The organism is Zooshikella harenae (genome assembly GCF_018837975.1).
Taxonomy (GTDB): Bacteria; Pseudomonadota; Gammaproteobacteria; order Pseudomonadales; family Zooshikellaceae; genus Zooshikella; species Zooshikella harenae.
Genome location: NZ_JAGSOY010000016.1, coordinates 1 through 25,695 on the forward strand (window position 1 = coordinate 1; position 25,695 = coordinate 25,695).

19 protein-coding genes are annotated in these 25,695 nt (G+C 40.1%); 13 read left to right on the plus strand and 6 right to left on the minus strand.

Annotated elements, in window-relative coordinates:
* Nucleotides 1–237: 237 nt before the first annotated feature.
* Together iolG and KCG35_RS08890 are read right to left on the minus strand one after the other, a co-directional pair.
* On the minus strand, nucleotides 238–1,227 hold the full coding sequence (iolG, locus tag KCG35_RS08885; RefSeq protein ID WP_230409103.1) for an inositol 2-dehydrogenase: 990 nt from the start codon (nucleotides 1,225–1,227) through the stop codon (nucleotides 238–240).
* A 60-nt stretch (nucleotides 1,228–1,287) separates the two neighbouring features.
* Nucleotides 1,288–2,136 carry a MurR/RpiR family transcriptional regulator gene (locus KCG35_RS08890; RefSeq protein ID WP_215819338.1) on the minus strand — a complete coding sequence of 283 codons (849 nt, stop codon included), beginning with the start codon at nucleotides 2,134–2,136 and terminating at the stop codon, nucleotides 1,288–1,290.
* A gap of 611 nt (nucleotides 2,137–2,747) precedes the next feature.
* Here KCG35_RS08890 and KCG35_RS08895 point away from each other — a divergent pair.
* The 7 genes from KCG35_RS08895 (at nucleotide 2,748) to iolE (ending at nucleotide 11,715) form a co-directional block, all read left to right on the plus strand.
* Nucleotides 2,748–3,674: a sugar ABC transporter substrate-binding protein gene (locus KCG35_RS08895; RefSeq protein ID WP_215819339.1), complete on the plus strand. Its 927-nt coding sequence runs from the start codon at nucleotides 2,748–2,750 to the stop codon at nucleotides 3,672–3,674.
* Between the two features lie 51 nt (nucleotides 3,675–3,725).
* Entirely contained in the window at nucleotides 3,726–4,838 is a 1,113-nt protein-coding gene (locus KCG35_RS08900) for an ABC transporter permease (protein WP_215819340.1), read from the plus strand.
* Between the two features lie 70 nt (nucleotides 4,839–4,908).
* Complete coding sequence (locus KCG35_RS08905; protein ID WP_215819341.1) at nucleotides 4,909–5,814, plus strand: ATP-binding cassette domain-containing protein; 906 nt, start codon at nucleotides 4,909–4,911, stop codon at nucleotides 5,812–5,814.
* Between the two features lie 59 nt (nucleotides 5,815–5,873).
* Nucleotides 5,874–6,761, plus strand: a complete 888-nt coding sequence (locus tag KCG35_RS08910; protein ID WP_215819342.1) for a 5-deoxy-glucuronate isomerase — start codon at nucleotides 5,874–5,876, stop codon at nucleotides 6,759–6,761.
* 28 nt (nucleotides 6,762–6,789) lie between these two features.
* Nucleotides 6,790–8,793, plus strand: a complete 2,004-nt coding sequence (locus KCG35_RS08915; protein ID WP_215819343.1) for a bifunctional 5-dehydro-2-deoxygluconokinase/5-dehydro-2-deoxyphosphogluconate aldolase — start codon at nucleotides 6,790–6,792, stop codon at nucleotides 8,791–8,793.
* Complete coding sequence (gene iolD / locus KCG35_RS08920; protein WP_215819344.1) at nucleotides 8,790–10,745, plus strand: 3D-(3,5/4)-trihydroxycyclohexane-1,2-dione acylhydrolase (decyclizing); 1,956 nt, start codon at nucleotides 8,790–8,792, stop codon at nucleotides 10,743–10,745. The genes KCG35_RS08915 and iolD overlap by 4 nt, the downstream gene beginning before the upstream one ends.
* Before the next feature lie 61 nt (nucleotides 10,746–10,806).
* The gene (iolE, locus tag KCG35_RS08925) at nucleotides 10,807–11,715 is read left to right on the plus strand and encodes a myo-inosose-2 dehydratase (protein WP_215819345.1); all 909 of its coding nucleotides are present in this window, start codon (nucleotides 10,807–10,809) and stop codon (nucleotides 11,713–11,715) included.
* A 169-nt stretch (nucleotides 11,716–11,884) separates the two neighbouring features.
* Here the strand turns inward: iolE and KCG35_RS08930 are convergent, their stop codons facing one another.
* Nucleotides 11,885–13,180, minus strand: a complete 1,296-nt coding sequence (locus KCG35_RS08930) for a YdgA family protein (RefSeq protein ID WP_215819346.1) — start codon at nucleotides 13,178–13,180, stop codon at nucleotides 11,885–11,887.
* 634 nt (nucleotides 13,181–13,814) lie between these two features.
* On the opposite strand from KCG35_RS08930, the gene ald reads away from it, so the two are divergent.
* The gene (ald, locus tag KCG35_RS08935; protein WP_215819347.1) at nucleotides 13,815–14,936 is read left to right on the plus strand and encodes an alanine dehydrogenase; all 1,122 of its coding nucleotides are present in this window, start codon (nucleotides 13,815–13,817) and stop codon (nucleotides 14,934–14,936) included.
* Between the two features lie 165 nt (nucleotides 14,937–15,101).
* On the opposite strand, the gene KCG35_RS08940 is transcribed toward ald, so the two are convergent.
* Nucleotides 15,102–16,733, minus strand: a complete 1,632-nt coding sequence (locus KCG35_RS08940; RefSeq protein WP_215819348.1) for a peptide ABC transporter substrate-binding protein — start codon at nucleotides 16,731–16,733, stop codon at nucleotides 15,102–15,104.
* 527 nt (nucleotides 16,734–17,260) lie between these two features.
* Here KCG35_RS08940 and KCG35_RS08945 point away from each other — a divergent pair.
* From KCG35_RS08945 to KCG35_RS08955, 3 genes are all read left to right on the plus strand, one after another.
* Nucleotides 17,261–17,836 (plus strand): hypothetical protein, encoded by a 576-nt coding sequence (locus KCG35_RS08945; protein WP_215819349.1) that lies wholly within the window; start codon nucleotides 17,261–17,263, stop codon nucleotides 17,834–17,836.
* A gap of 552 nt (nucleotides 17,837–18,388) precedes the next feature.
* Entirely contained in the window at nucleotides 18,389–19,153 is a 765-nt protein-coding gene (locus KCG35_RS08950) for a substrate-binding periplasmic protein (protein ID WP_215819350.1), read from the plus strand.
* Nucleotides 19,154–19,763: 610 nt separating this feature from the next.
* On the plus strand, nucleotides 19,764–20,492 hold the full coding sequence (locus KCG35_RS08955; protein ID WP_215819351.1) for a sulfite exporter TauE/SafE family protein: 729 nt from the start codon (nucleotides 19,764–19,766) through the stop codon (nucleotides 20,490–20,492).
* An 18-nt stretch (nucleotides 20,493–20,510) separates the two neighbouring features.
* Here the strand turns inward: KCG35_RS08955 and KCG35_RS08960 are convergent, their stop codons facing one another.
* Together KCG35_RS08960 and KCG35_RS08965 are read right to left on the minus strand one after the other, a co-directional pair.
* Nucleotides 20,511–20,873 (minus strand): hypothetical protein, encoded by a 363-nt coding sequence (locus tag KCG35_RS08960; RefSeq protein WP_215819352.1) that lies wholly within the window; start codon nucleotides 20,871–20,873, stop codon nucleotides 20,511–20,513.
* Nucleotides 20,874–21,402: 529 nt separating this feature from the next.
* The gene (locus tag KCG35_RS08965) at nucleotides 21,403–22,419 is read right to left on the minus strand and encodes an ABC transporter substrate-binding protein (RefSeq protein ID WP_215819353.1); all 1,017 of its coding nucleotides are present in this window, start codon (nucleotides 22,417–22,419) and stop codon (nucleotides 21,403–21,405) included.
* Between the two features lie 432 nt (nucleotides 22,420–22,851).
* Between KCG35_RS08965 and KCG35_RS08970 the strand changes: the two genes are divergently transcribed.
* On the plus strand, nucleotides 22,852–24,471 hold the full coding sequence (locus KCG35_RS08970; RefSeq protein ID WP_215819354.1) for a methyl-accepting chemotaxis protein: 1,620 nt from the start codon (nucleotides 22,852–22,854) through the stop codon (nucleotides 24,469–24,471).
* Between the two features lie 53 nt (nucleotides 24,472–24,524).
* Complete coding sequence (locus tag KCG35_RS08975; protein ID WP_215819355.1) at nucleotides 24,525–25,694, plus strand: porin; 1,170 nt, start codon at nucleotides 24,525–24,527, stop codon at nucleotides 25,692–25,694.
* Nucleotide 25,695: the final 1 nt, after the last annotated feature.

The following is a 25,695-nucleotide window of genomic DNA, read 5'->3' on the forward strand; positions in this document are numbered from 1 at the left end:
AAAGTAAAAGGAATATGGTTTTCTTCTTACATTATATATATTTAACTTCGGTGTTTTAGTGGGTCTTATTTGGGTGTTAATTAAGCGTTTTTATATGAGTTGTAATAGGACGATTAGTATAGTAAAGGAGGATATTGCCTGATTACCTTTTATGTTGTTGGCTATCGAAAAAAAACATAAAAGGTAATTCAGTAAACTAGAAAAGAGGAAGGAGGTATTGTAAAAAGATAAAAAAGGTTACAATTTAACAGCTACATTTTTCTTGAGTGATATTAATGCGGCATTAGCTAATTTAAGTGCTTGTAAGCCATCATAGGCATTAGGTGTACTACTTATATTTTTTTCTTGTAGCGCATGTACGAAGTGGGCAAGTTCTAGTCGGTAAGCATCAGCATAACGTTCTAAAAAAAAGTGTAATGGTTTTTCATGTATTACACCGGTGTCACCACTGAAACAAAGGTTCGTTGCGGTATTATTATTGGCTTGTAACATGCCTCGGTTTCCTAAGACCTCAATCCGTTGGTCATAGCCATAGGTGGTTGCACGACTATTGCTTATTTGGCACAGTTTACCAGAGGGGGTTTTTAAAATAACCATTGCAGAGTCAACATCACCTTGATCACCTAACGCCGGATCAATAATACAACTCGCATTGGCATAAACTTCACAAGGTTCTTCATCAAGTAACCAACGAGCCATATCTAGGTCATGGATCATCATATCCCGAAATATTCCTCCACTATGTGTAATGTATTCTATGGGGGGAGGTGAGGGATCTCGACTGGTAATACATATTTGCTGGATTTGACCTACTTTGCCTTGATTAATGGCTTGTTTGAGTTGAGTAAATTGTGGATCAAAACGCCGGTTAAAACCAATAACACATAATGCGTCTTGTTGTTGTATTATTTGCAGGCATTCTTTTACACGTTCAATACTTAAGTCTATAGGCTTTTCACAAAATATTGCTTTGTTGGCCAATGCGGCTTGGACAATTAAGTTTGCATGTGTATTTGTGGGACTGGCGATGATGACACCATTGATGGAATGATCATGTAATGCAGTTGTTGTATCAACGGATTTTGCTTGATAACGTTTGGCTAATGTTTCGGCTGAGGCATGGTCAACATCAATGATATATTTTAAGTTCACATTTGCCAGCACAGCAACATTGTTGGCGTGGATTTTTCCAATGCGACCGGCACCGAATAAAGCTAAGTTAATCATTGCTGATTCCTACCTTTTTTAGTGGGGTTTATTTAGGTGGATAGTGTTTTATTGATTTAATTATTGAGATGAACCATTTAGTTCTTCTTCGACACGATAGGCTAAGCCAATGGCAATGGTTTGCGCTAAACATAACGATGCTGTTAGTGAGCGAAACGAACGCACTTCGGCTTCTTTTACCACAAAACAAACATCAGCGTACTGTGTCAGTGGACTGAGTTGACTGTCAGTAATTACAATCAGTGGTACACCGTTTGGCTTTGACATTATAGTGTCTTGCGTTTCTGTCGCGTAGGGTTTGAAACTAATTGCAATCAAAGCGTCATTTTTAGATAAAGTTGTTGCCTGTTCACGGTACAAGCCACCAACACCATCAATTAAAAAGGCTCGTTGATCAATATGTCTAAGTGCATAAGCAAAGTAACATGCGACGACAAATGAGCGGCGGAAACCAACAATATGAGTTGCTTGTGCACAATAAATGATACTGACGGCTTTTTCTAAATCATTGGTATTTACTTCTTTAATCAGTTGTTCCATTGCCACCATATTACTGGTCGTAAACTCCTCAAGTAATTCCATTGGTGATGTATGTTGGCTAGTCTGTGAATGCTTACGTGCCAGTCGAACACGTTCGTTATAACTGGGTGTTTCTTCCACAAGCTTGGCACGAAATAGCTTTTGCATGTCACTAAACCCTTGAAAACCAAAGGCATTCGCAAACCTTACGAGCGTGGAGGGCGGCACATCCGCATCACGGGCTATTATAGCCACTGTACCAAAAGCAACTTCTTTTGGTCTTTCAATCATAAAGTGAGCAACTTGGCGCAGACGTTTGCTTAACGTCTTGTGTCTGGCAGTTATTTCTGCTTCGAGTTCTGCCAGCGTCTCTGGTGGTATGCTGGTCATAGGAAAATTCCTTCTTATTGTTATTGGGTCGTTATAGCGTAAAATGGTCAAAAATGAAACAGGTATTTTATTTTTGATGCAAGTGAATTAAAAAATTTAAAATCAGACTGGAAATGAAATAAGTATTTCATTATAAAGGAGTCTATAAACCCGTTGACTCAATAAATTACATTCAAATATACCCATAAGGAAGGGTAAACTGAGGCATTAAGCAAGGGATTAAGAGAGTGCTTGATGCTGATAGCTATCCGCTGTTCAGGGTTGTTATCCAAATGAGTCGCTCAGGTAAAACGAAAGGGATTGAAACTAGGTCAGTACTTATATTGTCGTTTTGTGCTTAATATACCCTTCACGAATCATTTTTAGGGTTTGTTGTCAGCGCTCTTCACCCCAGTCACTTATTAATATAAGTTCCTGGGGTTTCATTGCTTGACTGCTGCCCCTAAAAAACCTTCGTATTGGGTATAGATTAGTTAATGTGGATGCTTATAAGGGGCATGGCATATTTAATTAACATGGCTTTAAGCGAAAAGAGCACATCACCAGTAAACGTTGGCCTAGGTAGTTTCTACTCCACAACAAAATAACAATGAAAACAGGAGTTGTACCTTATGAAGCGCCTACTATTACTTTGCGTGAGTGTGTTTGGAGTATGGTGTTCAGTTGTGTTATCCGATATGCCACGAATAGTGGTCGTCAGTCATGGACAACCACAAGACCCATTTTGGTCAGTAGTTAAAAATGGTGCTGATAATGCGGCAGAAGAAGCAAAAGTAAAAATAGAATATCGTGCTCCCGACACCTTTGATATGGTGAAAATGGCCCAGATTATTGATGCTGCTGTTGCCTCACAACCCGTTGGATTAGTTGTCTCTATTCCTGATAAAGACGCTTTGAGTGACTCTATAAAAGAAGCTGTCGCTAAAGGCATTCCTGTTATTTCGATGAACTCTGGTGCTGATAGTTATAAAGCGCTAGGCGTACGTTTACATGTGGGACAGAGTGAGTATTTGGCAGGAAAAGGTGCAGGAATTAAAATGCGTAAAATGGGGGTGAATAAAGCGCTGTGTATTAACCATGAACAGGGTAATGCGGGTTTAGATCAACGCTGTGCGGGTTTTATTGAAGGGATGGAAGGGTATGCTGCCGTTCTTGCCGTTACTACCGATCCCACAGAAATTCGTAATGCATTATTAGCGTATTTAAACAAGCACCGTGATATAAATGGTATTTTAACCCTTGGATCAATGGGTGCAGATCCGACCATTGCTGCACTGACCAAAGCCGGAGCCAATGGCAAAATTAAAGTCGGAACGTTTGACCTTTCCCCTACTATTTTAAAGTCAATTAAAAAAGGAAATATGGCATTTGCCATTGATCAACAGCAGTACTTACAAGGTTATTTACCGATCATATTTTTAGCTCAATACAACAAATATGGGGTTTTACCTAATGGTGAAGTACAAACAGGCCCAGGCTTTGTCACTCAAGAAAATGCTGATCAAGTAGTTGCATTAAGTAAAAAAGGTATTCGGTAACGTATTGCGTGTTCTTAAGACTATAACGATAAATCATTTAAGGGTGGCAATATGTCGACAGGCATTGTTTCTGTGGAAAATAAAACGCATGATGAACGATTAAGACAGCAGCATTTACTTAAAAAAGCCTTGCACCGACCTGAGTTTGGTGCAGTTGCAGGAGCACTCTTAGTTTTTGGGTTTTTTGGCGTTTTTGCGAATGACAGTGGAATGTTCAGTGCCGCTGGTATTATTAATTTTTTAGAAGTTTCTGCCCAGTTAGGCATTCTAGCCATAGCGGCTGCCATGCTGATGATTGCTGGCGAGTTTGATTTATCAATCGGTTCAATGATTGCTTTTGCGGGACTTGTTGTGGCTATTCCTGTGGCTGTTTGGGATTGGCCCTTATGGATATCCATTGTATTTGCATTTATTACAGCACTGGGGATTGGCTTTATTAATGGCTATTTAGTGGTAAAAACAAAATTGCCATCCTTTATTGTGACGTTAGCTTTTTTATTTATTCTTCGTGGACTTGCAATTGGTTTTACCCGTTTACTGACGGGTCGTACACAGGTTGGTGGACTAAAAGAAGTCACTGAAAATGATGTTTTGGCGGGTTTGTTTTCTGGTGAAGTAGGCCAAAGCTTTTTTACTTGGCTTACTGAAATAGGTTGGTTAGACACAAATTTTGCCGGTCAGCCAATGGTAACGGGGATACCAGTATCTATTGTCTGGTGGTTAGTGATTGCAGCTATTGCTACTTGGGTATTGCTTATGACGCGCTTTGGCAACTGGATTTTTGCTTGTGGGGGGGATGCTAATGCTGCGCGAAATGTTGGCGTTCCAGTAGCGCGTGTCAAGATTACACTGTTTATGATGACTGCTTTAGCTGCCACAGTATTTGCTTGCTTACAAGTTATGGATGCTGGATCAGCAGATACTAATCGAGGACTTTTAAAGGAATTTGAAGCGATTATTGCTGTGGTGGTAGGAGGTGTGTTATTGACGGGGGGATATGGTTCGGCCATTGGTGCTGTGTTTGGAGCACTCATATTTGGCACTGTTCAAATGGGAATCTTTTACACAGGTGTTAACACTGACTGGTTTAAAGTATTTATGGGAGGAATGATGTTGCTGGCGGTGATGTTTAATAATTATGTGCGTAAAAAATGCCTTATATAGTAGTTGTATTGAGTAATTAAAAAAATAGTTGTGTTATGGGTATCAAAAAAAATAGGAGTGGTCATTGAGCATGCAGCAGAAACAACCTCTCATTGAATTACGTCATGTAAATAAATATTTTGGCAACGTTATTGCACTGAATGATATCTCATTACAAGTTAATGCTGGCGAGGTAATGTGCTTATTGGGTGATAATGGGGCTGGCAAATCAACGCTTATTAAAACGCTGTCCGGTGTGTATAAGCCTTGTCAGGGGGAGATGCATATAGCGGGCAAGCGCAAGGCGTTTCATTCGCCAGCAGATGCATTAGATAACGGTATTGCAACCGTTTTTCAGGATTTAGCAATGGTTCCTTTAATGAGTATTACGCGTAACTTTTTTATGGGGAGGGAACCTACTGTAGGCAAAGGAATTTTTCGTCGAATCAATTGGCGTTTAGCAAATGAAGTAGCCAAAGAAGAGATGGCAAAAATAGGTATTGATGTGCGTGATCCTTCTCAGCCAGTGGGTACATTATCTGGAGGGGAGCGTCAATGTATTGCGATTGCACGTGCAGTTTATTTTGGTGCCAAAGTGTTGATTTTGGATGAGCCAACATCCGCCTTAGGTGTTAAACAGGCAGCTATTGTTTTACGTTATATTGCTCAAGCGAAAGCCAGAGGTCTGGGGGTGATTTTTATAACACACAATGTGCATCACGCTTACACTATAGGTGATGTATTTACTATTTTAAAACGAGGCTCTTGTTTTGGTATGTTTCGTAAAAGCGAAGTAAGCCGTGAAGAGGTGTTAAGTATGATGGCAGGTGGAGAAGAAATGGATAATTTATCCTCTGAACTTGAGGAATTTTCTCGTTCAGATGCCGTCTTTGCGGTAACACAAAATAATACTGTGTTAGAAGCGAGTGCGGCTTTGGAACATGCCATGGCTGAAGCAATGGAGCAAGAATTCAAGCTGGTAAGTTCACACAGTTAGCTAGGGTATAACCTATCAGGGAAGTTAAGTAATTATAAAAAGGAATTAAGGGTGTCATAATGGTTCACATAACACAACATAGAGAAGGTTTTGCTCAGGGAAAAACAGAAATTACTAAGCTTGATGAAATTGAAAATAATACGGGTATTGCATTTTCTATTAATAAATTTTTAGCTGGCGAAGCCTTTTGTATGATTGCTCAGCATGAGACAGCGTGGTTATTAATCAGTGGCAAGGTTTCTTTGCGTTTTACTGAACCCACAGCACACGTATCTGCTCACGTTAAAAAAAGCGAAACGCCAAAAAGTGAAGAAAAAAATAATAATTACGATAAAGAAGAAATAATAATACATAGAAACTCATTATTTGATGATGAACCACAGTGTTTGCATGTTTGTGCAGGTACAGAGGTTATTTATTTCTTTCATACAGATACGGAATTGGCCGTTTTTGATGTGGCTAATGATAAACCTTTTGCGGCTAGGTTAATTACACAGGTTGCAGATGAGCAGCGTGGTAAAGGGCTTGTTGGTAATTCCTGTCTACGTTTAGTCAGGACCTTATTTGACCGAAGTAATAGTGACGTTAATGCGGAATTAGTACTGGGTGAGGTTGTGACTTTACCAGGACGTTGGTCAAGCTATCCACCACATTATCATCCTCAGCCAGAAATTTACCATTATCGTTTTACAGAGCCGCAAGGTTTTGGACATGGTGAACATGGGGAAGACGTATATAAAATAAAAGCCAATGACACGTTAAAAATTATGCCTGGCCATGATCATGCGCAAGTTGCTGCTCCCGGTTATGGTATGTGGTATGTCTGGGCTATACGTCATTTGCCGGATAATCCCTATATTGCACCCACATTTCGTGAAGCACATCGCTGGACGATGTCAGTGGATAATACCCCCTGGCAGCCACATGGACTTGAAAAAGAGCTTTGAGCGTGTGAAATGAACGGGAGTGTGCTTTATGGCGACAAAACGAATTTATGATGTGATTTGTGTGGGAAGGGCAGCCGTTGACTTATATGGTCAGCAGGTAGGCTCAAAGTTGCAAGATATTTCAACATTTGCCAAATATTTGGGAGGTTCCGCAGGCAATATAGCCTATGGTTGTGCTCGTCTGGGGTTGAAATCAGCCATGCTTACCCGTGTGGGTGATGAACAAATGGGAGAGTTTGTGCGTCAGGTGTTAGCACAAGCAGGGGTCGATGTCAGTCATGTAATGAGTGATCCTGAGCGACTAACGGGACTCGTATTATTAAGTATTAAAGATAAGGATACGTTTCCACTGTTGTTTTACCGGCATGACTGTGCAGATATGGCTTTGAGCGTGGAGGACTTTGACGAAGCTTTTATTGCGTCAGCGAGAGCCTTGTTAATTACCGGAACTCACTTATCAACAGCACATACTTATCAAGTGTGTTTGCAGGCTATTCGCTGGGCAAAAGCTAATGGCACACAAGTGATGTTGGATATTGATTACCGACCTGTGCTTTGGGGACTCACGAAGTTAGGCGAAGGTGAAAATCGTTTTGTGTCTGCGGCAACAGTTACTGCACATATTCAGTCAGTCTTATCCTATTGTGACTTAATTGTGGGTACAGAGGAGGAAATCTGTATTGCTGGAGGGGAAAGTGATTTAACAAAGAGTTTACAGGCCATTAGAACCATCACTGATGCTGTATTGGTGGTGAAGCGTGGGCCTTTGGGTTGTGTCGTGTTTACAGAAGCGATTCCTAATGATATTGAGCAAGGACTCTGCATAAAAGGGGTGAATGTCGAGGTGCTCAATGTACTTGGTGCAGGCGATGCTTTTTTGAGTGGTTTTTTACGTGGCCAGTTACAAGGCGAATCCATTGAGCAGTGTTGCCGTTATGCTAATGCCTGTGGTGCGATTGTGGTATCACGCCATGGTTGCGCACCCGCTATGCCCACAGCGGAAGAGCTGGATTACTTTCTACAGTCAGTAGAACGGACTGAAAATTCTCGCCCAGCAGAAGATTGCCAATTAGATTACTTACATCGTGTTACCACGCGCAGGACTTATTATGATGAGGAGATCTGCGCTTTAGCACTGGATCATCGACGCCAGTTTGTTGCTATGGCACAGGAGGCTGGGGCAGATTTAAATCAGCTGCCTGAATTAAAGCAGTTATTGGTACAAGCAGTAGCACGAGGTGCCGCAGGCGCTGAGTTGGTCAGACCTGCCACTTTGCTGGACAGTACTTATGGCCAGCAAGCACTCCTTCAAATTAGTGGCCAGGATTGGTGGGTGGCAAGGCCAGTAGAACAGCCGGGCTCCAGGCCATTGGCATTCGAACAGGGTAATGCGTTATTGGCGCAGCTTCAGTATTGGCCTTTAGAGCACATCGTTAAATGTTTAGTGTATTACCACCCAGAAGATTCACCTACACTCCGGTTAGCGCAAGAGCAGCAGTTACTGAGTTTATATCAGGTTTGCCAACAAACGGGTCATGAGCTGCTGTTGGAAGTTATTCCTCCAGATTTTGATGCAGCTCTAAAAACGGTGCCATTAACCTTACAGCGTTTCTATAACCTTGGTATTTATCCGGACTGGTGGAAGCTACCTGCGCTGTCAGCTTCATCTTGGCAACAGGTCACCACGCTGATTACTGAACGGGCACCTCACTGTCGAGGGATTGTTGTGCTTGGGTTGGAAGCTCCTATTGCTGAACTCCTGTCAGGTTTTGCTATTGCGGCCCAGTTTTCAATTGTTAAAGGCTTTGCGGTAGGACGGAGTGTTTTTGGACAATCATGTAAACAGTGGTTGGCAGGGGAAATAACCGATAATGCACTGATAGACACTGTGGCAGCTCAATATCAACTGTTGATTCATGGCTGGCGGAAGTACCGCAAGTCGCTAAATTCAGTGAACAGCCTATGTCCTGGAGAGCCTGTTGATAACACCGAAAGCACGAGGGTGACCGATAAGACAAGGAGGCTGGCATGAAAACTGTTCGGCTTACGATGGCACAGGCATTGGTCAACTATCTTGCGGCCCAGTTTATTGAGGTTGAAGGTGAGGCTAATCCAGCAACGGCGACTCAAAATAACGAAACTAAGCCTGAAGGCATTCCATTATTTGCGGGCGTTTTTGCTATTTTTGGGCATGGCAATGTAGCTGGGCTTGGCGAAGCGTTATATCAGGCACAAGAGAAGCTTCCAACATTTCGTGCGCATAATGAGCAGAGTATGGCTCATGCTGCTATTGCTTTCGCGAAAGCGCATCGACGTCGACGAATGATGGCTTGTACCACTTCAATTGGGCCGGGCGCAACGAATATGGTGACGGCTGCAGCAATAGCCCATGTCAATCGACTGCCTGTGTTACTGCTGCCGGCTGATACGTTCGCCACTCGGATACCTGATCCTGTTTTACAGCAAGTAGAGTATTTTGCTGATCCGACCCTTACCGCTAATGACTGTTTTCGCCCTGTGTCCCGTTATTTTGATCGGCTTACTCGCCCGGAGCAGCTCATTAACAGCTTGCCCACAGCGTTGTCTGTATTACTGGACCCCGTTAATTGTGGACCCGTCACCTTAGCACTCCCCCAAGATGTCCAGGCGATGAGTTATGACTATCCTGCACATTGGTTTACACCTCAAATGCATACTATTTACCGACCACAGCCCGATGTTCGACAGTTGCAGGAGACTGTGGCTTTACTACAACAAAGCCAGTGTCCTTTGCTCGTAGTAGGTGGGGGGGTGCACTACAGTGAAGCTTTTAGCGCATTGGTAACATTGGCAGAACAATTTCAGATTCCTATTGTAGAAACTCAGGCGGGGAAAGGGGCTGTAAATTGGGAGCACCCATGCAATATGGGTAGCATTGGTGTTACCGGAACCAGTGTTGCCAATACACTGGCTACTCAAGCAGATGTTGTACTTGCGGTTGGCACACGGTTACAGGACTTTACCACTGGATCACGCACGCTTTTTAACCGTTCAGATTTCAAGCTTATTCAGTTGAATGTCAACGGTTTTGATGCGCATAAGCATCAGGCAATACCCCTCATCTGTGATGCGAGAGTTGGCTTGGAGCAGCTTTATAGCGCTTTGCAACAAAGCAAATGGCAGCCTTCAGCCGAGTGGGCTGTTCAGGCTCAATACTATCGGCAGCAATGGATTACCCAGGCTGATCAGGTTTTGGCTGCACCTTTTGCAGAACGTGCAGAATCAATTACATCACGGCCCACCCAGCAGGCCTTAGGCCAAGACTGTACAGGTATTAGTGATGCTCAGGTGATTGGTGCTGTGCAACGATTGGCTGATGAGCACACTGTGGTGGTGGGGGCTGCAGGTGGTTTACCAGGAGAACTCCATAAGCTATGGCGTGCCCCTCAACCTGGAAGTTATCACTTGGAGTATGGCTATTCCTGTATGGGGTATGAAATTGCAGGAGGACTGGGCGTTAAGTTGGCTGACCCGCAGAGAGATGTGATTGTTATGGTTGGCGATGGTAGCTACCTCATGCTGAACAGTGAGATTGCCACATCAGTGATGATGGGCTTGAAGCTTATTATTGTCGTGTTGGATAACCAGGGGTTTGGTTGTATTAATCGATTACAGCAGCATTGTGGCAGTGCACCTTTTAATAACCTGTTAGCGGATTGTTACAGTTCTGAAGCCGAAGTGTTACGCGTTAACTTCGCGGCCCATGCACGTTCATTGGGGGCAGAGGCTGAGCAGGTTAGCTCAATTCACTCACTGGAACAGGCATTAACGCGTGCCAAAGCAGCAACCCGGACTTATGTGATCACTATTGACACCGATCCACGGCAGTCAACGGAAGCGGGTGGTTGTTGGTGGGATGTTGCTGTACCAGAGGTATCTGAGCGACACCAGGTGAATGATGCCAGAGCAAAGTATGAACAAGCTAAACGACAACAGCCTTATTAGTTATGGCATCAACAATAACAATAAATATGAGTTGTATTACGTGGTAGAGGGAGTCTTAGCAATGACAATTAAAATCGGCATTAACCCATTAACCTGGAGCAATGATGACTTACCTTCGCTAGGTGCTGACACGCCACTGGAAACCTGTTTACGAGAAGGTAAACAAGCGGGTTATTTAGGATTTGAATTAGGTAATAAATTTCCACGTGAACCTGAGATATTAGGACCAATACTTCAGCAATACCAACTTGAGCTGGTGTCAGGTTGGTACAGCGGACAATTATTACAGCGGCGTGTAGAAGATGAAATCAGAGCCTTACAAGGTCACTTGCATTTATTGAAAGCCTTAGGTGCTGAAGTATTGGTCTTTGCAGAAGTAACAGGGTGTGTTCATGGGCGACAAGATACACCTTTGTCTCATCGTCCCGTCATGACTGATGTGCAGTGGAAAATATTTACAGAAAAGCTAAACCAGGTAGCCGCTTATACCTTAGCGCAGGGGGTGAGATTGGCCTATCACCATCATATGGGGACCGTCGTTGAAACAGAAAAAGACATCGACCGGTTAATGACGATGACTGACGATACCGTCGGATTGCTGCTGGATACTGGGCATTTAACTTACAGTGGTGGTGATCCCCTAACGGTTATTCAGCGTTACAGTCAACGAATTTGTCATGTGCACTGTAAGGATATCCGATTTGAGATTTTAGACTGGGCCAAAAATTCTGATAATAGTTTTTTAAATGCCGTGTTACAGGGAGTTTTTACCGTGCCAGGCGATGGTTGTATTGATTATTCACCTTTATTAAAGACACTGGAAAACAAAGGCTATGAAGGTTGGCTGGTTGTTGAAGCGGAGCAGGATCCTGCCATTGCTCATCCATTAACTTATGCACGTAAAGGCTATGAATATCTTGAACAACAGGCAACACAAGTGGGGTGGCAAGTGGCAGAGTCAAGCGCTTAGGAACGTTGAGCTACTCTTCGCTGGAGGCTTGGTTGCCGCATCCTTGCGACAACCAGTTCGACGGGTGTTATTCCGTCTTTGTTTGCTGCAGACCACCATCACAGGGAAATACCACAAGTGTTATCTCTATTCATCACATGTGCAATTGCCCTAGTTGAGGGGAGAGCAGTTACATCATTTTTTTATCGTTAATGGTTAAACTGCCCTCTGTGAAATTCACTTTGGCTTTTAATTGGCCCGCTTCTTCTTTCAAAACTCCCTGCTGAATATACATATCCAATTGTGGTGCCATAGGAGATTCCATTAATAGGGCTTTAGGTAAGCTGACATTCGCTTTAGCCTGAATAGCACCCAGCATGAATAGTGGATTACTTAATAGCATCGGGTTATCCGTTTTGATAGTTGCTAATAAATCAGCATCAACATTACCTTTTTGTGTTTCAGCATGCAGCTTGGATATTTCAATAGAAGGTCCTTGCTTCAAAATAGCCTGTAAATGAGGCTGGAGTTGAGTAAAGTCAGGTGGTGTTGGATTGGTTTGTTGCATAGCTTGCTGTTGCCAGTTAGTCACGACTTGTTGTATAGCAACAAGGGGTTTAGCTGCAATATTGTTGAGTTTTAAATTAAGGATAACATCGCTGGCCAGTTTTTCTTCGTCGATGGTGATAGCGGCAAAACGTAAGTTAGCATTCGCATTGATCGCTTCAGCTTGTAATTCTGAGTGAGAGACCATGGAAAAGCCTTGCAGATTGACCTCGCGAAATGAAGCACCGCTGGGGTCCGTAACCGTCATATAATCAATATCGGCTTTATCATCACCCACCCATAGTGTTTCGAGAGCACGAGATTTATCAGAGCTGAATGTCATTTTCCCAACTTGTAGTTTGCCATCCTGACTGGTTAAGCTCATGCCTTGCCATTCACCTGATGCTGTCAGTTTATCGGCCTGGGGAGTAATACTGGCATTGATTTGGGCTGGTTTCACCTCAACTATATTGCCGCCTTCTTCAAGGGTGAAGGGGGTTAGTTTAATGTCAAATGTGGTTTCACCGGAGAAGCCTGTTACGCTGGAAATAACCAAAGGCTTTTTGTCTTTCCAAAGCATTTTGATGGTTTTTTGTGCTTCTGCTGAATACTGTAAGTCAGTAGTAGTACTGGCTAAACCAAAGAGTGGGCTTTTACCCCAAAAAACAGGTCCATGCTGGACACTATGTTGCATATTAATGGTAATGGGGGCTTCATTTTTAGGCGTTATTTGCAGCTCGGTTGATGCTTGTGATTTAAACCAGCCTCGTTGGTAGTTTTTTTGGATGGAGTAACTTAGCAGGTGCTGATATTCACTCAAGGCCTGCTCTAACTGAACAACACTTGCATTATAATGCTTTTCAGCCTGGATACCGGATACAAAAGGTCCTCCGGTAACCACTGCAGCAAGAATAACAATAATAAACAATAATTTTTTCACAATAAACGTCCACTCTTTTTGTTAATAGATATACCCAGCATAAAAGCTATAAACAAAACGTAATACATATGACAACGACGGCTCACACTTAAGTTTTATTGGTGCGCGTTTAACGTAGTAAACAGCTTAACTTAGTAAACAATAGTCGTATTGCTTTTAATCCTAGGATAAAAATGACCACTTAGAGAAAAGGCTCTAAGTAGAATGGGTGACTATTAGCCAATGCCTATCTTTACGCTGGAGGGCTACCTGTAAATATATTCTCCCATCTGCTTATAAGTGCTGGCAACCTTACAGGCGTATTTGTGGACTAAAAATAGTAGCGTTAAGTTGTTTTTTAGTGAAATCAGGTAGCAAAACGTGAGTAGTATGATCAATCCTCCTTATTGAGGAACCATTTGAGATAGTCAAATCCTCCAGGTAGATGAATTATAGGTCAGGTGAATATTTTTGTGTTTTGTTAAAATAATAGTAAATATCACTGCATACTCTGAAAAAATGATAAGAATAACTATACATTTTGGGCTAAACTTGTGAAAAATTTCTGTAACAAACTCAGCTACTTATCATTCAACAAGCAGCTTTAATTATTAATGCTGGACTAATGACCCAAGTATAAGGGAGGCAGTAGACCATGTTGATTGGTGTACCTAAAGAAATCAAAAACCATGAATACCGTGTTGGCTTGACACCTGCTGTTGTAAGCGAGCTTACCCAGAGGAATCACCAGGTTTTGGTTGAAACTACGGCTGGTGATGGTGTGGGCTTCAGTGATGATGATTACACTCGTGCCGGGGCTACAATTGTCGCTGATGCGGCAGCGGTTTTTGCTCAGGCTGAGATGATTGTTAAAGTTAAGGAGCCACAGGCTGTTGAGCGTAAGATGCTCAAAGCTGATCAAACACTCTTCACCTATCTGCATTTAGCACCTGATGTTCCCCAAACAAATGACTTGATTGAATCTGGCGCTACCTGTATTGCTTATGAAACGGTTACAGATAGTTTGGGACGTCTACCGTTATTAGCCCCTATGTCAGAAGTGGCAGGACGTATGTCAATTCAGGCTGGAGCCCACTGTCTTGAAAAGTATTGTGGTGGTCTAGGCCTATTGTTAGGTGGTGTACCTGGTGTTGAACCTGCCAAAGTGGTTGTGTTGGGAGGCGGTGTTGTTGGTCAGAATGCGATAGCAATGGCTGTGGGTCTTGGCGCTGATGTGATCGTTTTGGACAAAAATGTGGATGTATTACGCCGTTTAGATCAGCATTACGGTAACCGTATTAAAACGGTATTCTCTACAGCACAAGCAATTGCAGATCATATTTTAGACGCTGATTTAGTGATTGGTGGGGTACTGATCCCTGGTGCGGCAGCACCTAAATTGATTACCCGTGAGCATATCAAGCAAATGAAGCCTGGCTCTGCTATTGTCGATGTGGCTATCGATCAAGGAGGGTGTGCAGAAACATCTGTGGCAACAACTCACCAGGACCCTACTTTTATTGTGGATGATGTGGTGCATTATTGTGTGGCCAATATGCCAGGGGCCGTCGCGCGAACATCAACACTGGCATTAAATAATGCAACATTTTCTTATGTACTGGCATTAGCTGAAAAAGGCACAAAGCGTGCTTTAGAGGAAGATGAGCACTTATTGAATGGGTTGAATGTTGCCAAAGGTAAAATTACTTGTAAGAGTGTAGCAGAAGCACAAAATCTGTCGTATACTCCGGCCCGCGATATACTGCTTGAATTATAACACCTCAGGTGGTGTGTGTATGGTATACATGATGGATTGTATGCCTTGCACACAATCTTAGGAGGAGAGCAGTTAAGCGAGAAAACCGATGATTGGCGCAACCCATACCTACTATAGGCAGGGTTGCGTTTTTTTATATATACCCCAGTTCAGAGAGGATTCGAATTACAGTTGGACTTTGTAAAGGTCTTTAGATAAGAAATTATCTAAAGGATGACGGTTACTGAATCCTCCAATTGAGGGTTTTACCAGATTCTTTGAGACATAATAGTATAAAGGAATAATTGGCATTTCCTCTTGTATAAGCTTTTCTGCTTTTTGATAGTATAAGCTGGGGTTTTCAGCAACAGTTGCCTCTGTAAATAGCTGGTCAAACGTTTTATTTTTCCAGCGGCCATAGTTTTGTTTGCTGTAGCTTAGCAATGTACTAAGCATGGTTGATGCCTCATTATAGTCACCATTCCAACCATCTCTTGCTACGACAAAGTTACCTTGCTCTTTGTTGGTGAGAAAGGTCTTCCACTCTTGATTCAATATTTCAACTTTGACGTGTTTTAAATTTTTCTGCCACATGGAGTAGAGTGCAATAGCCACCTTTTTGTGCGCTTCTAATGTGTTGTACAAAACTTGGAATTTTAACGGATTTTTTTCTGTAATTCCCGCTTCTTTTAGGTACTTTTGAGCTAGTTGAATTCGCTCTTTTTGTGTCATGTTGGCAAAAGGTGATTCAACGGCTTGATAGCCATCAACATAAGGTGGAATGTAGTTATAGGCAGGAATTTCACCTAACCCTAAAACTTTCTTTGCGATAATATCCCGATCAATAGCGAGTGAAAGCGCTTTACGCACCCGAACATCATCAAAGGGTTTTTTGAGTAAGTTGATTGAATAGTAGTATGTAGCAACAATGCCGTGAGTTTTTACTTCATCAGGTATGGTCTTTTTTAGTTTTTTGTAGTGGTTTTCAGCAATCGTATGGGTGATATCCAATTCGCCAGCCCGATAACGATCTAACTCGGTATTAGATGACTCGATAGGATAGTAAGTAACGTGATCAATGACCGTTTTTTTATTATCCCAATAATATGGATTGCGTTCAGACTCTATTCGCTCATTAACAACCCACTTGGTTAATTTATAAGGGCCATTGGATACAATGTTCTGTGGCAATGTCCATTTTTTTCCATATTTCTTCACCGTTGCTGAGTGCACGGGGTATGTCGTGTAATGGGCTAATGTTTTTATAAAGTAGGGGGTGGGTTGGTTTAATGTAATTTCTAGGGTTGTATCATCAAGTGCTTTGACGCCGATTGTTTCCGGTTTGACTTTACCACGCAACGCCTCATTGGCATTTTTGATTCCAATCAACTCAATATACCAAGAGTAGGGAGACGCAAGACCAGGATCTACAGAGCGACGAAAGGATAATACGAAGTCATGTGCTGTGACAGGATCGCCGTTAGACCATTTAAGATTCTTACGCAAGTAGAATGTATATACTTTTTTATCATCGCTCACTGTCCACCGTTCTGCTTGACCGGGGATAATTTTACCATTTGGATCTTCGGTCGTAAGTCCTTCAAAAAGGTCGCGAACCACAAATGCCCCAGGTGTTCCAGTGACTAAATGAGGGTCGAGGGAGCTAGGTTCCGCGCCTATACCACGCGTTAGGTGTTGGACTTTGGTCAATTTTGTTCCTGGAGGAACTTCTGCTGCCGTTGTTATTTGAGAAAAAAAGAGAGAAGTTGACAGTGTTAAAGGCGCTAGGGCAGCAATCATTGCTGATTTAAACGTCATAATATGATAAACCTATATTAGTTTTTTATTATTTTTAGTAGTGAATTAAATTAATATACAAATAAGTAACCTTTTGCAAGTGGTATACCTTATACCACTGTACGAGGGTAGGCAATTCACCCTTTATTAGTACTAATTAGTCATTTAAGGCGAGTAAGGCTATTGATGCTGGAGTTAATGCAATATAATAAAGGTAAGCTTAATTTATTTCTATCTTGCTATGCTTTGCAAAAAAAATAAAAAAGTAACTTTAACGAATATTGTTTTGTGTCAATATATAAGACTATCTACGATTTTTTTCTTAAAATATAATAATTTTTACTTAAATACTGCAAGCTATTGTACGTTTGAATGAAGTTAGTATAGCTGTACTTGTGGCAGTTAAGCTGAATGGGATATGGACTTAATGCTAGGATTCTAGGCTATTTCAGTGTATTTGTTCATTAGAGCACAAATTGTGTGTTGTTTATGACGCTGAGGGCTGGTACCTATTTTGTAGGTCACCAGTATAACAAAAGGAGTTGTTTGTGAAAAAGGCAAGACGTTTTTTATTTTTACTCATATCTATCGGTTTAACCGTTGGCGTGAAAGCAGAGCCTGGTAAGATTGATCTGGGAAATAGAATAATTGACTGTTATCAAGTCACTATGTATCGCTGGTTACCTGAGTTTTTTAAGATGAAAGGTTATGTAATTGATGAACGTGGTGAAGTTTATCATTATTTTACAGAGGATTATTGGGAGTTTGTGACCGCAGATAATATCAAAGATGGTCGCCTGGTTTCGTCAGTTGTGTTAGAAAAAAAATTTAAAAAGGTAAAACGTGTTGGGTATATAGATTTCGCTGTGCTTGTGACATACAAGAAATTAATGGATCAAGGTATAAAAGGTAAATATAGTTTTGATGGGCAGGTTATTTATGATGCCCCACCTGCAGGCTGTGCTGTTTATGAACGTGTTGCAGATGATAGTGACCAGTATGAAGAGGTTGTGTTAAAGATGACTGGTGGCACACCTATTAATAATGACTCAGCGGCGGTCAAACCATTAATCTCCTGGCTTAAAAGTATGGACGTGTACCATTGTATTGGAGAAGATAGTTAAATTTTAGACATTTAGAGGAATAGAATTGTCCTATTGTAGGACTAATAAGTGTCTTATTTTCTATGTGAAATTTTGACTAATGGGCGCCTCTAAAAAAAGTGCATTTTTAGAGGTGTCCTAATATTAGTGGGTAATTTTTGGCTTCATTAATGAAGCTTCATTATCTCATAAATTAGTTGATGAAAGGCTTGCTTTATAGTGATTATCCCCATAACGAAGTGTTTTTAGGAGCGGCCGTCAAGTGATGAAGCCCCAGGAGCTTATATTAATAAGTGACTGGGGTGGCAGTTAAATGCTCCTGCATAAACTGCATTCACACCATCCTTGGTGTTCAAGAACGCTGACAACAAAGCCTAAAAATGATTTGTGAAGGGTATATATTTACGCACTTAAGATATCCAACTATCCTTAAACCACTTACACATTACTTTACTGTAACAAGACGTTGTAGATTAATCCTAGTCTAGGGTTGAAGGCAATGATAGTGATCCATCGTTTTCGTTACTGATTTAGTTAAGAAGAGTAAGTTTTGTTGGGGATTTATGTGTGGTCATGAGCTTTTATAGCAACTTCTGTAAGGTATTTACAGTAACATTATTATTGAATGCAACAGCATATGGTTATGCATTGGATGTAGTTACTGAAGAGTTTCCTCCCTTTCAATATTTAGATAAGAATAAAAAAGTTCAGGGTATGGCGACAGAAGTTGTCAGGCTTGTACTAAAAGAGGCAGGTATAAAAACAGAAATCAGAATGTACCCATGGGCTCGGGCTTATAAGCGCGCATTACAAGAAACGAATGTGTTGATTTATTCTATTGCCCGCACACGTGAACGGGAACACCATTTTAAATGGATTGGTACCATTACCCCCTATAGTGTTTATCTCTGGAAGCTAAAAAAACGAAAAGATATTCAAATAAATAAAATTGAGCAAGCTAAACAGTATCTAACAGGTGGAGTACCAAAAGATGTTAAGCTTGATTATTTATTAGAATATAGTTTTGAAGTCGGAGACCATTTAATTTTATCAAAAAGTGATGTGCAAAATCTTATTATGTTGGCTAATGGTCGTATAGACCTAACCCCCTTTGATGAAATAGCCTTTAGCTATTCAGTGAAAAAATTAGGCTACAATTTGGCTGAGTTTGAGCGTGCTTTTTATATAGAGGAACTATCTTCAGAACTCTATATGGCACTTAGTATTTTAACGCCAGATGATTTGGTTTATACATTAAGAAAAGCCTTGGAAAAAGTTAAAGAACGTGGGCAGTACGAGGCAATTCGGCAGAAGTATTTAAATAATACTGCAGATTAACTACCCCTTTATGTCAGCCTATTAGCTTCATCCAGGACTGGTAAAAAATGTGGATAAGGCTAATGTAATTTCCTGCCTGATAATCTGTCTATCTTTCCTCGAATGGTTAACCAGGGCAATCGCATATAATTTTACCTTTATAAAAGCCATTTTTTTCTAAAGTACCTTTGTCCAACGTCTGCATAACGCCCTTTGAACACGCCGTGAATCCTTCCCTAGAGGCTTGATTGCCGTATCCTTGCGGCAAACAGTTCGATGAGCATTATTTGTCTACTACTGGCGTACATCGAAATACCACAGCTGTTCATTTAATAATAATTGAGGTATAGCAAAATGTGGGTTTGCAAATGCTTCCTGGGAAGCAAGCTTCGACGGAGTCCCCAAAAAATGGGTGAAAATTGATCAGCAGACTTTGCATATGCTAATAATGGCTGGCTATTTCTGGCTTTAAAGCTCGCCATCATCGTGCGGTTTTCTTCTCATAATTAAACGAATAATATCGTTTAGTGTATTTTTTTTGAAATTTATGATTTGAGTCAGTAAGATTGTTGGTATTAACCAACTTTGTTTTGACAGTGTTTGGTTTTGCACTGCATTAAGAGGCTAGGGTATGAGTGATGATTATGCTTTGAGTATGTTATTTATTGCCGCGCTTACAGTTTGTTTGGGTTCATTTGTACAAACTGTGATCGGTTTCGGTATGGCTGTCATTGCTGCGCCTATTCTCTTTTTCTTAAATCCAGAGTATGTGCCTGGCCCTATAATTTTTGCTGCATTATTTAATTGTTTAGCTAATGTGTATCGATTTCGTTCGTCTTTATCCATTTCGGGTTTGAAGTCAGCTATTGTAGGTCGTATTCCTGGATGTATAGTCGGGGGAGGGTTGTTGCTTGTTGCCAATCAGCATTATTTGGCTATATTAATTGCTGTATCAATTTTATTTTCAGTGGTAATGAATATATTCAAATTTTCATTACCCTTAAACGCCCGTAATTTATTTTGGGCAGGTTTTGCATCAGGGGTTATGGGGATTAGTACTTCTATTGGTGGACCGCCTATTGCGCTATTGGTTCAAGGTCAAAAGGCAAGTTTTATAAGAGCAAATCTAGCAGGTTTTTTTCTTTTTAGTTGTATAACGTCGTTGATGATTTTGGTGCCTATGGGCATATTTACTTATGAGCACTTGTTATTATCGTTACCTTTATTGCCTGCCACTCTATTAGGTAATTATATTGCTTATAAAATTATTGATTATGTGAATAAATCGTTGATTCGATATGGGACATTATGCTTATGTATAACTGCAGTCATACTGATGTTGATTAAGGTTATGGTATAAATATGTATTTTTTTCTTATCAGTGGGTGATAAGCGCTTTTTGGAAGCCTCTTTTTAAGGCCCAGCTAAAGCGCGATGATTCTAATGTAATAAGCTTTATAGAATTGTTTTTTGTTATCAATAACTCATCACGTAGATAAAACATTGCTTGTTCAAATAACTCATCGAAATTGTCAATAAAACGTACAATGCCTGAAAAACGTTTATTAATACTTGACTGCGTGACTGCTAAAACAGTTTGTTTAAATTTGACGTCATCTTTAATTGTTTCAGGAGGTAACTTCGTCAATAGTAAGGATAAGTCATTTTGTAGCATTCTTACGCTGTTATTAACTACAAAGTGAATCATTTTGGTTTGAGCAATGTGTTTTATAGAGTCCATAAGCCTTCTGTTAAGTCCATCTCATCGGTATCGTTGTTCATGAAGATATATCAGTCAACGATATTCTACTAAAACGACTAAACCAGTTTATTTTCACCAGAAATAATCTAACGATGTAATTACATTTAGGTTGAATGTCAGATTAGAGTATATTGGATAATAGTCCTAGTTTGCTGGTTTGAAAGTAGGCGGCTGTTCACGTAATTAGAAATCTTATCGATATGTCGATAGTCTGCATCACACTTTTTGAAAGTGTAACGTTGTATATTTAATTAGGTTTATATACCCATAACGAAGGGTTTTTAGGGGCGGCCGTCAAGTGATGAATCCCCAGGAGCTTATATTAATAAGTGATTGGGGTGGCAGTTAAATGCTCCTGCATAAACTGCATTCACACCATCCTTGGTGTTCAAGAATGCTGACAACAAACCCTAAAAATGATTCGTGAAGGGGATAAATACACCCATAACCATACTACTCATTCATTGGTGAAGGATATAATACGTTTATTTTACTTTGAAATAACGAGTTATGGGGTGGTTGTAAAGATTATTTTATTTTTATCCTGAGGATTATTAGCGGTTAAAAACCGGCTAAACTGGGTGAAGTTAACTGAAGAATAGTCGCCACTCAGTATTTTATTGCTAATGAGTTTGATGTTATCTAGCGTGACCGGGTACATCTTGGTTAAATTTTGACCGATAGCCGTATTCATATGGTGGTGATCAAAAGCACTAATGAGTACCCAAGCCCCTTCAAGGTAGTGCCCTCCAACAGAAACCGATAATTGTTGCTGTTTAATTTTATGGATTGCTTCAGGTACCCAGTCAATGCCACCAATGATAGTGTCATAACCAGGCTTTAGTCCTGCTTCTTGAACGGCTTGTAATGCCGCCATTGCCATCAAATCACTGGCAGCCCAAATAATATCCACGCGTTTATGCCGCTTCAGCATATATTTAGTATGTTCATAGGCCGTTTCATAAAACCACTGACTTGGAATGAAGCGAATGAGCTTAACATTTGGATAATGGTTGATTGCATCAAATAACCCCTTTTTTCTCTGCAGAGCAGGGTTACTTGTTTCATTTCCCCCTAATCCTAATAAGATCAACTGACTTTTTTGTGGATGTAAACGTTGACTATGTTCAATAAGTTCTTTAGCAAGTGTAAAGCCTGCTTGAGTATCGTCAGGAGAAATGGTACCTAGCCAGTATTTATAACGTGTTTGGGGAGGACCTAATACTTGATACTCTTTTTCGGAAAGTTGAGTGTTAAACAAAATTGACTTCTTTTTATGTTGTTCAAAGAGATCTAACAATTTTTGAGTGATGGTTATGTTCTTATGGATAAATAAAATATAGTCAACAGAGTTATGCTGATTCACGATTTCTTGAGCTAAAACTAAGTATTTACGATTATCAATATCAGCATATTTTATGGTGAGTTTGACATCTAAATTTGTTGCCGCTGCAAGCATGATACTACTTACTTTATCCCAAAAAACTTCACCTTTAGGACTTGGATTAATGAATACGCACTCCATTGCATTGCATAGGGATAATGGATAAAAAATAAGGAGAAAAGTTATTAAATGATACTTCATAAAAAAATGATGTAAACCAATAGCGTTGCTTTTTTAACTGTAATGATAGTAGCTTTGATTATTATAGGGGGTTATGCGTACAATCGTAACTTAAATAGCTTGTTAGTAGCTTAAATAGAAAAAATGAAAGTATCAATTATTGAATATGTAAATTTTATAGGGGTGTCAGAAAATCTTGCAATCAACTTTGCTATTGCTAGTATCAAATTGACGGTTTCTGTCATGGGAAAATTAGCAAAGTATTTATTGAGTATAATACTTTTACTCGTCAGTAAGATTAAAGTCAATGAGTATTTTTTATAACATTCAAAAAATATATTGACTGGACTTTAACTGGCGCTTTAACTTCGAATATAGAGAAGTGACTATTCGATGAATATCGTAAGTAAAATGTCAGTCAGAACAAAGATTACTGTTATTCCTGCAGTAACAGTGATCTCTTTCTTAATGATTTTGTTTGTTATCTATTCAATAAATGTGGAAAATACAAAAAGACTAGGTGAAGTTGAGAATGTGTATTTTCCTTTAGTACAAACTTCTAAAACTAACTTGTATAGACTCAGCAGGCTAGAAGAACTATTTAATACAGCTGTTTCAATCGGGGAACAAGATCCTATACAAAAAGCAGAAGAAACCTATAAGCAGATTCTTGCTGATATGGAAATGCAAGAAAATGTATGGCCTGAAAAAACCATTTTGATTCAAAAAACTAAAAAAGCAATTGATGCATACTATAAAAAAGCTGCATTTGTCTCCAGTGGAATGGTTGAAGGGAAAATTGACATGGCTAATATTGCCTCTGAGGTAAAAGGGATGCAAGATTTATTAAAGGATGCTCAAACTGAGTTTTCATTAATAGGTTCAGCTGCACTCAAAGCATTTGAAGAGACTATTGCTGCTTCCAATACAGCGTCACAAGAAGTATTTACTGTAACACTAATAACCGCGGGTATATCAATTTTTCTAATTATATTAATTTCTGGTAGTGTAATTGTATTAGTTACTCGAAATATTTCATTAGTGAGAGACTCGTTAAAAGATATCGCTGAAGGTGAAGGTGATTTAACTAAAAGAATTGATCAGAACACTAAAGATGAAATTGGAGAGCTTATTTACTGGTTTAATGTGTTTATGAATAAGCTTCATAAAACAATTTCAGAGATTGTTAAATCATTCGAGCCTTTAGCTACATTATCGGGCGATTTGAGTCAAATGACTTCAAAAACATCTGAAATTGCTTATGAACAAAAAACGGCAACAGATAAAATATCAAATGATATTGACCATATGCTTACTAATGTAAAAAGTATTGCTGAAAATGCCTTAAGTGCAGCAGAAGAAACAAACTCTGCTAATGAAGAATCAAAAAGTGGAAGTGAAATAGTTAATTCAACGGTGCATACCATAAATTCTTTAGCAAATGATGTAGAACAGGCTTCGGAGGTTATAACAAAACTCGAAAATTATACGGTCAATGTGGGAAGTATCTTAGATGTTATTAAAGGTATAGCAGAGCAAACAAACCTGCTTGCTTTAAATGCAGCCATAGAAGCGGCAAGAGCAGGAGAGCAAGGAAGAGGTTTTGCGGTTGTTGCTGACGAGGTAAGAACATTGGCATCGAAAACGCAAGAGTCTACTAAGGAAATTCAGTCTGTTATCGAAGAATTACAAGGGGCTTCAAAACGTGCGGTGAATGCTATGGTAGATAGCCAGGAGCAGGCTTCAGAAAGTGTACAAATGGCAGCAAAAACGGGGGCTTCATTAAACACCATTGCAGAAAAAGTTGAGCTGATTGCTGAAATGAATGCAGCAATTGCAAGTGCGACAGAAGCTCAACAACAGGTATCTTCTTCAATTAAAGAAAATATTTTTGGTATTAAACACAATGCTGAGTCGGCTGCAGAAACTGTAAATATGGTTGATGAAACAGCGCATACTTTACAAGAAATATCACGAAAAGTTAAGGAGGTTACTGATCAATTTAAACTATAAGAGTGATTTTTTTATTATTGGGGTAAATTAGAAGAAGTCCATTGGAGTGAAAAATGAAGAAATTATTATGCTATAGCTATGGTACGCTATTGCTATGCTCAAGTAATGTATTTGCAATAGACAGAGTTGATATAGGTGGTTTTGGAACAGTAACTGGTGCTAGCACATTTAATGATAAAAAGCCATTTCGAGATTATCGAGATGATGATATAGATTTTAAACCTGAGTCTTTGTTTGGACTGCAAGTCAGAGCAGATTTAAAAGAGGGGTTATCTGCTACTGCTCAAGTTGTGGCAAGAGGATTTGATGACTGGGATGCTGAGTTTGAGTGGGGGTATTTAACTTATATAATCAATAACACCTGGACAGTTAAAGGTGGACGTTTTAGAACACCTTTTTTTCAGTACAGTGATGTCGTTGATGTGGGTTATGCTTATCACTGGGTTCGCCCTCCAGTCAGTGTTTATGCTCCACTATTTAAAAACCTTGATGGCTTGAATTTAACTCACACTAGTGATTTATGGAATTTAACGTCCACAGTTAACTTATTTTATGGAAAAGTTAATAAAAGTGTTTCCATTGGTGATGTCGATTTGAGTCATCTTTTTGGTGGATCATGGAATCTAAGTGGTGACTGGTTTTCACTTAGATTTTCATATTTTGAGGCTGAAGCCAGTTTCCCTTTTGCGCCTGCACACTTAGCATTATTACCTCCTGAACCAGGTCCTCCTGGTGCTCCGGCAGCCCCAGCCGCAGGTCCTACATTGACTACTGAAGCAGGGAAGGCTACAGATATTAACGATGATAGCGCTTACTTTGCAAGTGTATCGTTACGGTTGGATTATGATAATTTATTTGCTATAGCAGAAGTAACGAAATCTAATGTGGACGACAGTATTTTTACTAACCCTGTAGCATACTATGTCTCAGTTGGTTATACCTATGAAGATATTACACCGCATGTTACTTATGAGCGCTTCGATCCTGACGCACAGTATAATATTTTAAATAAAGAGCCTGCAGGACCAGCAAGAGATGCACTAGAAGGTGTCATAGAGACAACTGAAGAAGATTTTGAAGTATATACTATTGGGGTTCGGTATGACTTCCATCGTAGTGCAGCTATAAAATTTGATTATAACTATTATGACTATAAAGTAGAAGATGGAGTATTTAGGGTTGATGCGCCTTTATATTCCATTTCTGCAAATTTCGTATTTTAAG

Bases quoted from the DNA above. Each gene is read 5' to 3' on its own strand.
- KCG35_RS08950 (WP_215819350.1), top strand. From the start codon at position 18,389: ATGAGCTTTTATAGCAACTTCTGTAAGGTATTTACAGTAACATTATTA.
- iolE (WP_215819345.1), top strand. From the start codon at position 10,807: ATGACAATTAAAATCGGCATTAACCCATTAACCTGGAGCAATGATGAC.
- iolG (WP_230409103.1), bottom strand. From the start codon at position 1,227: ATGATTAACTTAGCTTTATTCGGTGCCGGTCGCATTGGAAAAATCCAC.
- iolD (WP_215819344.1), top strand. From the start codon at position 8,790: ATGAAAACTGTTCGGCTTACGATGGCACAGGCATTGGTCAACTATCTT.
- ald (WP_215819347.1), top strand. From the start codon at position 13,815: ATGTTGATTGGTGTACCTAAAGAAATCAAAAACCATGAATACCGTGTT.
- KCG35_RS08915 (WP_215819343.1), top strand. From the start codon at position 6,790: ATGGCGACAAAACGAATTTATGATGTGATTTGTGTGGGAAGGGCAGCC.
- KCG35_RS08910 (WP_215819342.1), top strand. From the start codon at position 5,874: ATGGTTCACATAACACAACATAGAGAAGGTTTTGCTCAGGGAAAAACA.
- KCG35_RS08970 (WP_215819354.1), top strand. From the start codon at position 22,852: ATGAATATCGTAAGTAAAATGTCAGTCAGAACAAAGATTACTGTTATT.
- KCG35_RS08900 (WP_215819340.1), top strand. From the start codon at position 3,726: ATGTCGACAGGCATTGTTTCTGTGGAAAATAAAACGCATGATGAACGA.
- KCG35_RS08975 (WP_215819355.1), top strand. From the start codon at position 24,525: ATGAAGAAATTATTATGCTATAGCTATGGTACGCTATTGCTATGCTCA.
- KCG35_RS08955 (WP_215819351.1), top strand. From the start codon at position 19,764: ATGAGTGATGATTATGCTTTGAGTATGTTATTTATTGCCGCGCTTACA.
- KCG35_RS08890 (WP_215819338.1), bottom strand. From the start codon at position 2,136: ATGACCAGCATACCACCAGAGACGCTGGCAGAACTCGAAGCAGAAATA.
- KCG35_RS08895 (WP_215819339.1), top strand. From the start codon at position 2,748: ATGAAGCGCCTACTATTACTTTGCGTGAGTGTGTTTGGAGTATGGTGT.
- KCG35_RS08965 (WP_215819353.1), bottom strand. From the start codon at position 22,419: ATGGAGTGCGTATTCATTAATCCAAGTCCTAAAGGTGAAGTTTTTTGG.
- KCG35_RS08960 (WP_215819352.1), bottom strand. From the start codon at position 20,873: ATGGACTCTATAAAACACATTGCTCAAACCAAAATGATTCACTTTGTA.
- KCG35_RS08940 (WP_215819348.1), bottom strand. From the start codon at position 16,733: ATGACGTTTAAATCAGCAATGATTGCTGCCCTAGCGCCTTTAACACTG.
- KCG35_RS08905 (WP_215819341.1), top strand. From the start codon at position 4,909: ATGCAGCAGAAACAACCTCTCATTGAATTACGTCATGTAAATAAATAT.